This is a genomic window from Pseudomonas corrugata (assembly GCF_050920615.1).
In the GTDB taxonomy this organism is placed as follows: domain Bacteria; phylum Pseudomonadota; class Gammaproteobacteria; order Pseudomonadales; family Pseudomonadaceae; genus Aquipseudomonas; species Aquipseudomonas corrugata.
Map to the genome: position 1 here is coordinate 3,514,044 of NZ_CP130434.1, position 13,697 is coordinate 3,527,740.

Annotated in this window: 9 protein-coding genes and 1 pseudogene; 4 read left to right on the top strand and 6 right to left on the bottom strand. The window is 59.2% G+C overall.

Annotation, left to right across the window (positions count from 1 at the left end):
- Positions 1-6 precede the first annotated feature (6 nt).
- Genes QZH45_RS15820 through QZH45_RS15830 form a run of 3 tightly spaced genes read left to right on the top strand, consistent with a single transcriptional unit; the run spans position 7 to position 6,309 of the window.
- A complete protein-coding gene (locus tag QZH45_RS15820; protein WP_432783368.1) occupies positions 7-1,230 on the top strand; it encodes a hypothetical protein in 1,224 nt (407 codons plus the stop codon).
- Between the two features lies 1 nt (position 1,231).
- Positions 1,232-4,039, top strand: coding sequence for an amidohydrolase family protein (locus QZH45_RS15825; protein WP_432783369.1), 2,808 nt, complete (start codon positions 1,232-1,234; stop codon positions 4,037-4,039).
- Between the two features lie 11 nt (positions 4,040-4,050).
- The gene (locus QZH45_RS15830; protein WP_432783371.1) at positions 4,051-6,309 is read left to right on the top strand and encodes a S8 family serine peptidase; all 2,259 of its coding nucleotides are present in this window, start codon (positions 4,051-4,053) and stop codon (positions 6,307-6,309) included.
- A gap of 22 nt (positions 6,310-6,331) precedes the next feature.
- On the opposite strand, the pseudogene QZH45_RS15835 reads toward QZH45_RS15830, so the two are convergent.
- The 6 genes and pseudogenes from QZH45_RS15835 to QZH45_RS15860 all read right to left on the bottom strand — a co-directional run.
- Positions 6,332-6,478: pseudogene (locus tag QZH45_RS15835) on the bottom strand (IS5/IS1182 family transposase); the annotation flags it as partial.
- 196 nt (positions 6,479-6,674) lie between these two features.
- A complete protein-coding gene (locus QZH45_RS15840) occupies positions 6,675-6,992 on the bottom strand; it encodes a hypothetical protein (protein WP_432783372.1) in 318 nt (105 codons plus the stop codon).
- A 622-nt stretch (positions 6,993-7,614) separates the two neighbouring features.
- Entirely contained in the window at positions 7,615-9,645 is a 2,031-nt protein-coding gene (locus QZH45_RS15845; RefSeq protein WP_432783373.1) for a S8 family serine peptidase, read from the bottom strand.
- Positions 9,646-9,845: 200 nt separating this feature from the next.
- The gene (locus QZH45_RS15850) at positions 9,846-10,937 is read right to left on the bottom strand and encodes a DUF3616 domain-containing protein (RefSeq protein WP_432783374.1); all 1,092 of its coding nucleotides are present in this window, start codon (positions 10,935-10,937) and stop codon (positions 9,846-9,848) included.
- Positions 10,938-11,412: 475 nt separating this feature from the next.
- Positions 11,413-12,243 (bottom strand): inositol monophosphatase family protein, encoded by an 831-nt coding sequence (locus tag QZH45_RS15855; protein ID WP_432783375.1) that lies wholly within the window; start codon positions 12,241-12,243, stop codon positions 11,413-11,415.
- A 531-nt stretch (positions 12,244-12,774) separates the two neighbouring features.
- Positions 12,775-13,302: a hypothetical protein gene (locus tag QZH45_RS15860; protein WP_432783376.1), complete on the bottom strand. Its 528-nt coding sequence runs from the start codon at positions 13,300-13,302 to the stop codon at positions 12,775-12,777.
- Between the two features lie 84 nt (positions 13,303-13,386).
- On the opposite strand from QZH45_RS15860, the gene QZH45_RS15865 reads away from it, so the two are divergent.
- Positions 13,387-13,671 carry a helix-turn-helix domain-containing protein gene (locus QZH45_RS15865; RefSeq protein WP_095128399.1) on the top strand — a complete coding sequence of 95 codons (285 nt, stop codon included), beginning with the start codon at positions 13,387-13,389 and terminating at the stop codon, positions 13,669-13,671.
- Positions 13,672-13,697: the final 26 nt, after the last annotated feature.

A 13,697-nucleotide genomic window follows, 5' to 3' on the forward strand; every position in this document is an offset into this window, starting at 1 on the left:
GCGCCCATGCCATTCATCGAACCCGACTTCGAACGCCAAATGATCGACTACGGCCTGACGGTGGAGGATCTGGGCCCGCGCCTGGATCCGGGGACGACGGCGGCCGCCCAGCTGGATCTTGGATTGCCTTGGCCTCCGGGCCTGGCGCCCCAGCCCAAGGCGATCATACCGGAACCGGACCGCGATACCCCACTGCCCCATGCCGACGTGCTGGTGGTGACGTGGACGGTCGCCGAGGTCGAAGCCCTGGCCGACGTGCTGACGCCGGGTGTCGGCCGCAACAGCTGGTACCGCTATGCAAACAAGTTTGAGAGCGACTATGTAAGTGCAAACAAGATCCGCAAGGGCGCGCCGGCCCTCGCAGCGAAACGGCTAGGTTCGTACTACCTCACCGAGATCGCGGGCAAGAAGCTGCTGCTCTTCAAGTCCGAGCTCCACCTCAATCAGGACGGCATACGCACGGCACCCGGTAAAGCAACGCTGCCGGTGGCGGACCTTTTCCGCCAGATAATCAAGGAAGTGAACCCGTCGCTCGTCATCACCGTCGGCACGGCGGGCGCGACGTTTCCACCGACAGGAGAGACTGCGATCGACGGTCAGAACTGGCAGCCCCATGCACTTGGCGATGTGATGATCACCCGGGGAGCGAAGTTCAGGCTCTCGCAGGAGTTCGCCAACGAGGCGTTCGCCCACACCGGGTACACGTCCAACCACAATCTGCCGACCTCCCGACTGGCCCAGGCGGCAACTCTGCTGGACATGCACGCCGCCAAGCTTACGGAGCCAGGGTTCGGCCCACCAACTACCAAGTACGCCTGGCCCCAGGGCGGGTTGGTCAAGGGCCATCCGAATAAGCCGAAACTGCGGCTGGACGGCGAGGACTTCCCGGCCTTCCACCCCATCCTGACCACCGATTCCTTCGAGTTTGGAACCTCGACCAACGACCTTCAACTTCAGGGCTGTGGGGTAGAGATGGGCGATGCCGTCCTGGGCATGGTGGTTCAGGAGCTGCGCGACGCCGGCAAGCTCGCGCCCAACTGGCTGGTGATCCGCAACGCCTCCGATCCGCAGATCAACGGTGGTCTGCCCGACGGCCAGTTGACCGACATCGACCCACGAATGCGCCGTGCCCTGAACATGCAGGCGCACTGGGCGGTCTGGTATTACGAGGTCTACGGCTACTGGACGAGCGTCAACAGCGCCATTGGCGTTTGGGCGATGGTGGCCTGAAATGGATGAAATTAAAGTCCGTGCGCTTCCGACAGAGGTGGAACTGGTCCTGGACGTGATGCCCTGCCAGGGCCTGCGCCGAACCTACGACTCAGGATCTGCGCCGCATCCCTGCGGCCACTTCGCCGAGTGGGGACTACACCATAGCTTCGACTATGCGAAATCGGGCCCGCCGCCCGCGCCCGGCGTAATCCAGCCCGCTGTGTACCGCGGCAAGCGGCCCCTCTTGCCCGAGGTGCTGTCGGGCTGCCGCAAGGCGCCAATCATGTGCGTCGGCATCAATCCCAACCTGCCCAGTTGGTGGGATCACAACGCGCTCAATCCGTACTTCGAGGACTATCTCCAGTACGCCCACTACTTCCGCTATCGCTCGACAGCCAAGCTGCGCATGCCGGAGGCGGCTTACGTGGCGGCCCTGGCCGGACGCCAGGACGGGCCAGGCGTGGCGGAGCCGCTGATACCCGAAGGCACTGAGATCCCGGTCGAGCTCCATCCGGTGACGATGTACCTGGCCTACCAATCGCTGCTCGACGGCTTGGCCGACGCCGAAGGCTGGCCGGCCGGCAAACTCGTGGTCGGCGAGGACCTGAGCTACGCCAACATGGTGGCCTGCCCATCCGCGCGCTGGACCTCACGACCCAATCCGCAGGCGCCGGACCTGCCATTGATGGGGACGAAGCGCGAACAGGGGATCGTCGCGGAGTGCTTCTATGGACGAACCCACTTCCTGCGGCAGCTCTTCCAGAGTCTGCCGGCGGTGATCCTGGTATTCAGCGCCACCACTGCGCGACCCTTCATCACCGCGCTCAAGACGCACTTCCGTCCCCAGGGCGCGCCGAGCCCCGACGAAGACCTGGATCAACTGGCCCAGCGGGAGATCCGACTGGAATACGGCCGCCTGGCCGATGGCACGGTTCTAGACGCCCGGGTGCTGTTCATGCCACATGCCTCGGCCAACCCGGCACAGTTCAAGGTAGCCCTGCCGAAGACTATCGAACAGCTTCGCCAGGAGGTGGCCGCGGGCCGGATCCGCTTCCGCCCGGATACCGGACGGCTGGAGCGCCCGCGCGGCGGATGCGTGTTCTGCACTAACGAACTCTACAGGATCGGCCCCTGTGACTACCGCGCCGAGCTGCGCGCCCTCGAGGTGGGTGCTGTAGGACCGCTGGGCGCGGCGGCGGCCGTGCCGCCCGATCCGCTGACCGAACGCGCAACCCAAGAACGGCTGCTGGCCGACTTCATGGCGCCGCCGCAGCCTGACCTGGAAGTCGAGGCGCTCGATGCCGCCGCGCCATCGGCACCGCCCTTGATCCTCTTCGGCAAAGTCGTGCCGATGGCGGGCGATCCGATCCCGAACGGCGCGGTGTATCTGAAGGCTGGATTGATCTTGGGAGTGCAGGACCGCGATGCCCCGCCGCCCCCGGGCTTCGAGGCTGCGGCGAAGATCGAGACCGCAGGTGTGATTGTTCCCGGTCTGCTCGATACGCATAACCACCTTGCCTACAACATCCTGCCACTATGGAACGCCAACCGACGCTTCGACAATCGCTCGCAGTGGCAAGGCCTCACCGACTACCGGCGCTTGATCTCGATTCCAATGACCATCCTGGCGCAGGAGCGCAAGGATCTTATCAAGCTGATCGTCCGCTACGTCGAGGCCAAGTTGCTAATGGGCGGTGTGACCTCTGGCCAGGGTATGATCAGTCGCTTCCGCGGGGAATCGCTCTATCGCGGCATTGTCCGCAACTTCGAGGTGACAGGCGATCCCAATCTGAAAGCCGCCCGCCACCGCGTCGGCGACCTGACCGCACGGCCCAAGGACATCGACGAATTTCGCGGGTTAATCAACTCAGGGGCACCGTTCTTCTTCCACCTTGCGGAGGGCGAGGATGCGGATGCGCACCGCCAGTTCGAGCTGCTCGAAGAGCACAATCTGCTCTCGGAAAAAATGCTGGCGATCCACTGCGTGGCCCTCAAGCGCCCAGACTTCGACCGGCTGGCCGAGGTCGGCGCCAAGGTGGTTTGGTCGCCGCTAAGCAACCTGCTCCTCTACGGCCGAACCTTGGACCTCAAGGCCGCACTGGCCTCGGGCGTATCGCTGTCGCTAGGGAGCGATTGGACGCCGTCCGGAAGCCGCAACATCCTACTGGAGATGAAAGTCGCTCGGCGTGTCGCCGATGCTCAGGGTGCCGATCTGACCGATCGCGCTATCGCCGAGGGCGTCACTGTGAAGGCTGCGCAGGCGGCTGGCTGGGGCGAGAAGTTGGGTGTGCTAGCGGCAGGCCGTTACGCCGACCTGCTAGTCGTGGACGACAAGGGCGGCGATCCGTACAGCTCGCTGGTAGCTGCGACCGAGGCCAATGTGCGTCTGGTGGTGGTGGCCGGGCACGCGCGGTACGGCGATGCGGACCTGATGACGGCTGCCGGCATCGCGCCCGCCGCGGGCGAGGCAGCTACGGTGGGCGGACGCGCCAAGCGGCTCAACCTCAACCACCCGGCCTCGCCGTTGAACAACGTCACGCTCGACTTCGCGCGGTCGATCCTCGCGGACGAGATGTCGGACATCCAACGGGCGCGGTCGCGGGCGGCATTCTTTCCCCTCGCCGACGAAGCCGCCGAGATCGAGCTAGACCTGCAGGCCGACGACGAGTTCGAAGCGTTGGCTGAGGTGGCGCCAGTGGCGTCGATCATCCTCGACGCGCTGACCATTGTGGACGACCCGGGATACTTCGGCCGATTAGCGACATTTGCACACCTGCCCGACTTCTTGACCGGTGAAGACGGAGTGTCGCAGTACTACAGCGAGTGAGGGTAGACGATATGGTTAAGGTTCCGGATCTGATCCCGGTTAGCGTCATGGCGACTAGCGGCTCGGGCGTGAAGGCCACCGAGGCTGCTCTCCTGCGGCACGGGCAATTCCTGCGACAGGGTGCGTATCGGCTCGGTCGTCTCAAAGCCCGCGACATCAAGGAACTCGAGCGCCTGGGCCAGATCGTCGAGGTCCTGCCCACCGCGGACCGCGAATTGACGATCGGCTGGCTAGAACCCGGCACTACCACCACGCCGCCCGAGGCGCTTAACGCCGAGGAGCCCGTGCAATACCGGGATCTCGCGCAGCAGAGCCCTGAGTACTACGTCGTCCAGTTCAACGGTCCTCTCAGTGACCAGCTCCGGGCCGAGATTGCAGCCGGCGGCGTTGCGTTTGGCGGTTACGTTCCCGAGTTCGCCTACAAGGTAAAGCTGACGAAGGAGCAAAGGGCGGACCTCATGCTCCGCCCTGAGGTGCGCCGGATTGTGCCTTTCTCCTCTGAGCAGACGCTTCGGCGCCTGCGAGTCGTGGAGGAAATCGAAGTGGTGGGTCCGAAGCGGCCGCAGGAAGAGGTAATCTTCGACATCAAATGCCACGATAAACGCGACTTGCCGCAAGTGGCGGCGGCCCTGAAGGCCGACGCGCGTCTGATGCGGGTCGAAGTGGGCCGCAACCGCGCCCGCCTCTGGCTCGCAGACGGCGCTACCGAGGAAGTGGTGAAACAGAACCTGGGCAGTGTGCCGCAAATCTCGGTGGTGGAACGCTTCCACTATCCCACCATCGACGCACAGTTCGTCCGCGCCGGTCTACACGCCCCAGCGGCCGACGCCGCCGTGCCGGGCCCGACCCAGGGCAAGGGTGAACTCATTGGCGTCGCGGACACCGGCGTCGACCGTACGCACCCCGATATCGGGACGCGCATCAAGGACGTAGTGCTCCTGGCAACCAACGCCGTCGAGGGCGATCCCGCCGGCCACGGTACCCATGTCTGCGGCATCATTGCGGGCGACGGTGCCGCGTCCGACCACGAGATCCTGGGTGTGGCGCCGGCGGCAGAGCTGTTTGTGCAAGTGCTCGCCGACGCAAGCGGTCGGTTCAGCGGCATCCCCGTCGACCTGAACGATCTGTTCCAAGAAGCCTACGACAAAGGCGTGCGCATCCACAACAATTCGTGGGGGGCACTGGCGGCCGGGCTCTACACGATCGACGCCTACGAGGTGGACCAGTTCGTCCATGAGCACCCCGACTTCCTCATTGTTATTGCTGCGGGCAATGCTGGGCAGCAGGCTGGGGCCGATGGTGGGCTGGGCCGTATTGCCTTCAATTCGCTGCAATCGCCAGCGACGGCCAAGAACGCGCTCTCGGTCGGGGCATCGTGCTCGCCACGCCGCGATGGCGCCTACGAGGGCATGATCTGGCGCAATTGGGCCGGCCGTTTCCCTGCGCCAACCTTCCCGATAGTAGCCGACGAGCCGATCTGCGGCGTACCGGACGTGCTGGCGGCTTTCTCCAGTCGTGGGCCCACGGACGAGAGCCGTGTGAAGCCTGACCTCGTCGCGCCGGGCACCGCCGTCGTCTCCGCTCGTAGCGTCGCATCGTCGCCAACCACGCCCTTCCCGGGCCACGGCGACAAGTACTGCTACATGAGCGGTACCAGCATGGCTGCGCCCGCGGTAGCCGGCAGCGCCGCCCTGCTGCGCCGCTGGTTCATCGAGAAGCGCAACACGCCGACACCGTCAGCCGCGCTGCTGAAGGCAGTCCTGATCAACAGCTGCCACTGGCTTGAGCGGGAGTCGGCGATTGACACGACCGTGGGACGACCGAACTTCCACCAGGGCTTCGGCCTGCTGGACCTGGATCGTGTGTACCCCAAAAACGGTTTCGACATGGCGTTCGAGGACATTGCGAGCAGCGACGCCAACGCGCTGAAGGCCGACCAACCCGAGCGCGCGGTGTGGCGACGTCGAGTGACCTGCCGTTCGAGCACGCGCCTGTCGGTGACCCTAGCCTGGACCGATCCGCCTGCACACGGGCTGCAGCACAATCTCGACCTCATCGTGGTCGACTCCGCGCGGATGCCGCGCCCGGGCAACGAGCAACTATCGCGAGTGAGCTGGCAGAAATTCGACCGCACCAACAACGTTGAACAGGTAGCCTTCGATGCACCAGCTGGCGTCTATGTCGTGCAGGTGACTGCCCAGAACACCCTGTTCGGGCCGCAGGGCTTCGCCATCGTCGCCACAGGCGATATCGATCCCACGTTCACCTAGGCCATCCCTTCCTTTGATGCAGCTGGCGCCAGGCACTGCGAATGGCCATACCGTTATCCTGGCGAAAGTCGGCAATGGTCTTATCGTCTTGGGCCAAGCGTCCCGTGAGCCACATCTGCTCGAGGTCGCGCTTGGCCTCACGCTCAAGCCGGTGGCTGGTTCGCCTCCTCCATCACGTCGAACCGCAGGGACATTTGCAGCGTTGAGGCTGCGCTCCGCTTTCTCAGGTTAGCCCTCACGACGTTGTCTTCCCCTGCGCGCCACGGGTTCTGCGGGCGAACTGCTCCAGGCGACGAGTGGAGCAGCCAGCGCCAGCTGTAATGCCTCAAGCCGTGCCAGCGGCGGCCGCACGGTCGCCACGACGGTCAGCCAGCTATCTCAAGCGCCGGTTCATCACGCTGCACTTCCAGCTGCGTGCTACCGAGCAGCGTCATCCGCGACCAGCAGGCCAGAATCGCCAGTTTGCCTTGGGGAGATGCCAGGTTGGCGATCGCCTGCGCCAACGTCGGTATCCCATCGGGCTGTTGTTCGCGCTTGCGCTCATCATGGTCGTGTAGCGGCGCACCGATCCGCGCGCGAGTCGCCAATTCGGCAGGCTTCGGTGCGCCACCGAGGCGATCTTCCAGCGCCTTGGCGGTTGCTTCAGCGACGTCAGCCAGCCGACTTGCGCTGGCAGATGCCATCTTGCCGCACAGAGCAGCAAACAATGCCTCGCGATCTGCGGGCTTGCTAATCGACGTCACACCCCAGCCTAGAGCGCGGCGCAACTAGACCGTTCGCTGTGTGTCGTCACCGGCGGCGCGCAGTCCGGCGATTAGGTTTGCACATGCGCTGTGCAATGCGCTGTATCTAAGTGTCAGCTCGTCGTAGATATCGGCATCGACAGCCTGCTGTGTTGAGGCGTCCTGAGTGACATCGTGGCCTGCGGCCGGACGATTACCCAGCGCCGCCGCGAGGTACCGCGCCAGTTGGTGCTGCGGCGGCGGGTCAATACGTACCTGCAGTTTGGTGTCAGGCCTGTACAAAGGCCTGCAGTTTGTACAGGCTTAGTGACAGGTCGAGTGCGAGCGGCGCCCCAAGTACAAGTCACTGGCCGAGACGGCGGCACTCCTGGTGTTGGACAACTGACCTCGCTGTCTGAACCGCTGCAATCGTTAACTATCCTGACACCGGGGGAGCCACTAGTATTCAGCAGATCTGACATTTGCGCAGGCACGCGATTTTCGCACTTACTCTTATAGCCAAATTCCTCTACAGCGCTTTCATACAACTTGGATCTGTACCCGCTCAGGCACTCTAAAGCGCCTAACAAAAACGTACTACAAGTGCAAAACTTTGCTCCTCCAAAGCAATGGAAAATGCGTTTACCGTAATGTTGGCTGTGCCGCCAGGCACGTCTTTCCACAACACCTGTTCGACGTTGTTGGTTCGATCGAAGTCCAATGAGCTTGGGCTCATGTTTCCGTGGCGTTCGTCGCCCCCAATCTCTACAGAAAGATCCAGGTCGTTTTGTAGGCCCTCCCCTGGAGGGTCCGTCCATACAAGGGTGACCTTTAACTGACTTGCATCGATGGGCACCGGAACATTGAAGACTTGGTTTTCTCCAGTGTCTAAAGCCATATCTTCGTCAAGAAGCTGAATTGATTTGTTTGTCCCATCCGCCGCCACGATTGCATGCACATCGACTCGTCCAAAACCTTGACTGTTATTGGGAGAGGCACCCGCTTCGGAGGCTTGGTACTGACCGGCCAGGGAATATGCCCCGTTAATGATCAGCGCCTTAATTAGTGCTGCACTCGGCGACTTCAGATTGTGCTCCACTCGTAGAAACTCGCGCACAACCGCTGCTGAACCTGCAACCAGAGGGGTGGCCATGCTGGTGCCTCCCTCAAACATATAGAGTGGGTCGTCGCTGAGCCCCCATCCTTCCGACCTCGTGGCGCGTGACCTGGTGGACAAGATATACGAGCCAGGAGCAACGACATCCGGCTTTATCCGCCCATCAGCTGTAGGCCCCCGACTGCTGAAAGCAACCATGCCTTCAGCGCTATTGGCCACTCTGTCGGACTTGATGGGATCTGCAGAGAAATCTGCGGGCCATCCTTGCCCGTAAGTCAGGAACTGTTCTGGGCGACTGTTCTCGCTCGCACCAACGGTCAGGCAATTCTTCGCTGTGCCTGGGGGAGCAACTGAGCCTAGATCAATCTGTCCATTAGCATCGCGGTCAGTACCTTCGTTGCCTGCGGCAAAGCAAATCAGCATATCGCGATGCTCATAAACGAACTTATCGAGGGCCCTTGCCTGACCATCATACTGACCAAAATTTCCTACACTCCCCCAGGAGTTCGTGTGAATACGTGCCTTGTCGGATGTATAGGGCGTTGTGAACAGTTGCTCAAGTTCGTCAGGCAATCCACCCAAGCCACCTGAATCATCAAGGACCGATTGAAAGATGAGTTTTGCGCTAGGTGCCGTTCCCTTGACAGGTCCATCGGAAGTTGAAATGCCGTCACCAAGCACACTTCCAGCGACATGCGTCCCATGCCCGTCGGGATCATCCTTCCTTCCAGCGCGCCCTAATGCATAGAGTTTCTTCACCCTGCCTGTAAATGCGGCGTGTACGTCCGTAGTCGAACCGAGATCAAAACCAGTGTCCGCGATTGCAATGAGCTCCCCTTGACCGGTGTACGGGATCGCTGTGTTCGTGTTTGGGTCTTCAATGCCCAGTATTGTCCGCGCAATATTGTTGAAGAGTTTGCGAGCGACAACGCCTTCAATGTGACGAACATCATCAACCGCCGCAACATCGGACAGGCGACGACGCTTGAGGGTTAACCGAATTTTGTTGCCTTGGATAGACAATTCCGATTCATGAAGATGTGCTGCTTCGGCGATGCACTTGGCCGCATTCTTAACATCTGCATTGCAGTGCAGGACTGCATCGACCGTAATCCGGTCAGAATCCAATGCTGGTGTTCTTGCAATAACTGCTGCAGCAGCCTCGACACCTCCCTGCTTTGGCGGAATCTGAAGAAGCCGAGGTCCGATCTTTACGACGTTCGGGTAAACGTCTGCCCAGCTAACAAACGACAACGCTCGGAGTTTAGCCAGATCGGTTCCGGGGAAGTGGCAGATCAATGCGCCGGGGACGGCCTCGAGAATATGAGCACCTGCCTTAGCAAGCTCAGTTCGCTCGGCCGCTTTTAGTGGGTGAGAGGTTTGGACGAGCACGTAGTCCGAGTCGGTTGCTGTCGCGTTATTAAGTGAAAGCGCCGCAAGCATCACTTTGGGAGCGGACGTATTTATCGTAATGCCGTTGATCATGATAGGCGTCATGGTTTCCTCCAAGTTCCCTTCAAGTTGGTGGACTGGCAAGCTGTCGCGCATAGGGCATGCAGGTGTGAAAAATGCTAGGTCTGTATTAACTTCGCAGTCATCACCACCTGATTTTTAGGTAATACTTCATTTTTTGTTGGAGTAAGACGTGTGACCGATGCAAGCTGATCTTCGGGCCGCGATAACATCGAGGTGTACTACTAATTCAGGATGAACAGATCCCCTTCCACATCCGTAGCGTTGTGTTTACGACTCTTCGCCGCGGAGTCGTAGAGGATCAGCAGAACCTCCCCACGCTGCTCGCCCGACTCGAACAGACACATGCCCTCAGCATGATCGTTGCCTTGTCCGAAAGGCACCTCCAACACCTTCTCCAATTGATCCGTAAAGACCACGCTTTGCTCGTCGGACGTGAAACCACCACGCCAGCGGAAGACCGATACCGGACCGTCATGGTCCATAGTGGGCCCCGCCAGGATCAGCAAATCGTCGCCGCTCGTGCACAGGTCACGCACTCCCAGGCCGTTTAACGCAAAGAAGTGCTTGCGGTAGTGGCGCGCATCTGGGCCGATCTTCTTGAGCACCAGCATTTCAGTCGAGTCGTCGCTCAGCTCGGGCTCGATCTCCAGCAGCAGGGCCCAGCCGCGAAGGACCGGTCCACGCAGCCCCAGCAAAAGGCGCGAGCCGATCACCGTCAACCCTTCGATATCTAAGCTGTTGTCTTTACCCGGGATACGCAGGAAGTCGCGTAGCTGATGATCTTCAGCAATTTCCGTGGTCAGATCGTTTCCGACCTGGTTGCCATGCAGCTGCGCCGCCGTACGTCCATCGGCGTCCACCTTCCTGGCGAGTGCATAGCGGTCGTACTGCTGAACCACAGGGATGCGGGCCAGCAGAAAGCGATTGCCGTCCGCCTCTACCGTCGATAGCCGCTCGACATTCATCTGGGCAGGCTTGTCGACCTCGGCCTTCTTTCGCTTCAGACTATGGGAGCCCGCCACCCAAAGATAACCACTGTCATGTGCATAGGCCAACCCTTCGATATCGATCTCGGCGGCTTGGTTTGGTTTGGGCAGGTCCAGGTACTCTAAGAGCTGAAACGATTCGTGCTCAGCGCACATCACGACGCCGCCAGGCGCAGTGTCTTGGATTGTCAGGCGTTCCAGGTTCGTGGTTTCGTCGTTAGCCACCCAAAGTGTGTTGCCAATCTGCTGAGCGACCGAAAGGCCATCGCGCAACGATGCAAACGCCGGATCAAATCTCAACATCGCAGTATTGCTTCGGCTACTCATTGCGCTCTCCTGTCCTCACGATGTTGTGCCCAGGTTATTCAGAATCAGACTTTCCGCGTCTCCTTCGTCCGATCCTTGCGATCGTCCTGTCCGACCGTTCCACCGTTGATGGCTTCGGTCAAATCGATGGGGCTGTCCAGGTCCGCGTACTTGTTGCAACCGCTCGCTTTCCATTTGGCGCAGCAACGAATCTGATGTCGAGGCTAGTAGCTGCCCAACGATTATCAAGGCCATTTGCTAGTACGTTTTCTGACAATCAATAGAGCGCTGGGGAATTTGTGAGGTGGGTGAATGCCTCGATCGCGGTAGCTTTGACATCTTTATCGGGATCAATTGTCATGGGATGCTTCCTAGTTACCTTTCAACGCTTCTGCTGCACAAAGCGTTGCTGGTGTGCAGCGGGCGAAGTGCCTAACACTTCAGGCGCCAATATCGCTATGACTTGATTGTAAACGCCGAAGTTAATTATTGCGGTTTAAGCTTGGCTCCCAACCACTGTGAAAATACGATTCCAATCTCGAGCCACCAATGTTCGACACGCGATTTCTGATCCCCCGAAGCAGCGTTTTGAGACCGTCTGCATGCTTGCTTCAGTTACATAGAAAATTGACTCGCCATTTTCATCGAGCAAAATGCCACCTGCACCTCGCAACAATGCGTGTCCTGCAACGACGTCATGTGCGGAAACCGCGTACAGAGAAACTCCGCAGACTCCATCTCCTGCGGCGACTTTTGCAAGCCTATAGGCAATTGAGGGCATCGCAACAAAACTGCTGGGGGTGCACAGCTCACAATTGATCTCTGGCTTCAAGATCGCGGCGGCACTCACCATCACGTAGGAGCTGCTCGACAACGCCAGCCCAGAAAGCTTACTTGTTACTGGCTGTCCGTTGCGTAACAAATCGGGTAGTCCTTCGGACCAGGCGATGCAATCAGGCGAGCCCTCAACAGTGACTGGTGCGTAGACCACCCCCAATACCGGAATTTGCTTATGCAGAAGGCCGACAGAAATGGCAGACCCTTTGAGACCTTTGAGAAAATCACTCGTACCGTCGTTAGGATCGACGACCCAACACCAGGAATGTCCCGTGAGGCTATGTCCGGTTTCCTCGCCCCAGAAGTCACAAGAATAAAGTCCTAGAAGTTGCTGGCGTAGAACGCGTTCGATTTCTATGTCTACTGTGGCCTTATCGCCCTTCCCTCGTGGTCCATTTACCCTCGCCCATTCCGCAATAAGTAGCTGCCCCGCGCGGATCACTACCTCGATAGTCCGAGTGAGTAGCGTTGGGAGATCTGATTTGTGCATGGGTCTCTCAATATCGGAAGAAATGCTGGGGCGCTTGATGAGGGTTAGGCTGTCAGCTAGGCAATTCAGATTTGTCTATGCATCCAGGGGGCATTATCTGACCACATGTAATGCGTCGAAAATAGGCGTGTGGAGCCGCGGTCACCTTGAGGATTAGGGTTATGCTAGCCACCCGCAAGGCGCCCAGTAGGTTCATGTTCTATTCCGAATTGCGAGGCCGCATCAAGAAATCTATGTGCAGCTTCATTAGATCTATTTGCCATTATGCGCTGAGCTTCGGCCTCAAATTGAGCCTTTAAAAACCACTTAGACGTTTTGACTTTACGTCTTCCTTTCATGGCCGTCTCTCGTGAACGCTGTTGGGTAAGGGGGCTTCGTCGTCGCGCTCGTCGTGGCCTATTGCTGGCAGCGATGATTGGCGTGGAGGTCGATAAGTTTGAAAGCCAGAAGTATCCGTACCCTCCTCCCCGGTTTGATCTGCAAAAAGGTCTCCTTTGGTATTGAGCTACAGTACCAATGGAGAGCCGACAACTACTCAGGGGCATCCTCCTCATCAGGTAGATTTACTGCGTTGACCATTCGAGTGATGACGATAGACAACCAGGTTTGATGGGCGACAAGCTCTGGATCAACGTCACCATCCGCATTGGACGTTTTATAGAGTGATCTCCAGCCCAGGATATCTGCTGGGTCGACCTTGTCGTTGTCTCTGAATACAGCTTTTGAAGCAAGCCGGTAGGCGTATGTATCTAAGCAAGCGTCATCCGCTAACCTTAGCTCGACTCGGCCAAAATCAAAGACATTCTCAGCGATCCATCGCGAAGAGCCGTTAAGTTTTGGAGGTATTGTCAGCAGGACACCAACGATGGCCTTATCTGAATCAGGCCGATCCATTTCGTTGAACAGGTCGATCAGTTGTTGGCCGGAGAAGCGTTTGATTATCTCTATCCCCTGCTCCGGCTGAGCAACGTTCGCCACCGCGACCATAAGCATGGTTGAAGGACTGTGCTCATTACTCGTCGCAGATAACTGACGGGCGCTAATCTGAAGTGCGGGCATAAATCTCTCTCAAAATGAACACTATAGATTGTAGCTCTATAGAGTTCAAAAAGGCTTCATCGTTCCTTTTGTGGATTAAGCAAAATGGAACTGAAGGAAGCGTTCGCCATTGCGTTACGTAACACACGGCTTCGCCGGGGCTTGACCCAAGAAGATTTTGGAATCGTCAGTAGCAGGACATATCTCAGTACGCTTGAGCGCGGCCTTAAGAACGTTACATTGGAAAAGGCATCGGAGCTTGCCGACAGAATGGGGGTGCACCCGCTTACCCTCCTCCTTGAGAGTTTTTTGCTCCTCGATCCAGATACAGATTTAGACTCGCTGTTTGAACGTATTCGGCGTGAGATCAATACGGACCAAAACTCTTAGCTCGGAGCCGGTGATGTCGAATTATT

Coding starts and splice junctions, on each gene's coding strand:
- QZH45_RS15865 (WP_095128399.1), top strand. CDS start 13,387: ATGGAACTGAAGGAAGCGTTCGCCATTGCGTTACGTAACACACGGCTT.
- QZH45_RS15855 (WP_432783375.1), bottom strand. CDS start 12,243: ATGCACAAATCAGATCTCCCAACGCTACTCACTCGGACTATCGAGGTA.
- QZH45_RS15850 (WP_432783374.1), bottom strand. CDS start 10,937: ATGAGTAGCCGAAGCAATACTGCGATGTTGAGATTTGATCCGGCGTTT.
- QZH45_RS15840 (WP_432783372.1), bottom strand. CDS start 6,992: ATGGCATCTGCCAGCGCAAGTCGGCTGGCTGACGTCGCTGAAGCAACC.
- QZH45_RS15860 (WP_432783376.1), bottom strand. CDS start 13,302: ATGCCCGCACTTCAGATTAGCGCCCGTCAGTTATCTGCGACGAGTAAT.
- QZH45_RS15820 (WP_432783368.1), top strand. CDS start 7: ATGCCATTCATCGAACCCGACTTCGAACGCCAAATGATCGACTACGGC.
- QZH45_RS15845 (WP_432783373.1), bottom strand. CDS start 9,645: ATGACGCCTATCATGATCAACGGCATTACGATAAATACGTCCGCTCCC.
- QZH45_RS15825 (WP_432783369.1), top strand. CDS start 1,232: ATGGATGAAATTAAAGTCCGTGCGCTTCCGACAGAGGTGGAACTGGTC.
- QZH45_RS15830 (WP_432783371.1), top strand. CDS start 4,051: ATGGTTAAGGTTCCGGATCTGATCCCGGTTAGCGTCATGGCGACTAGC.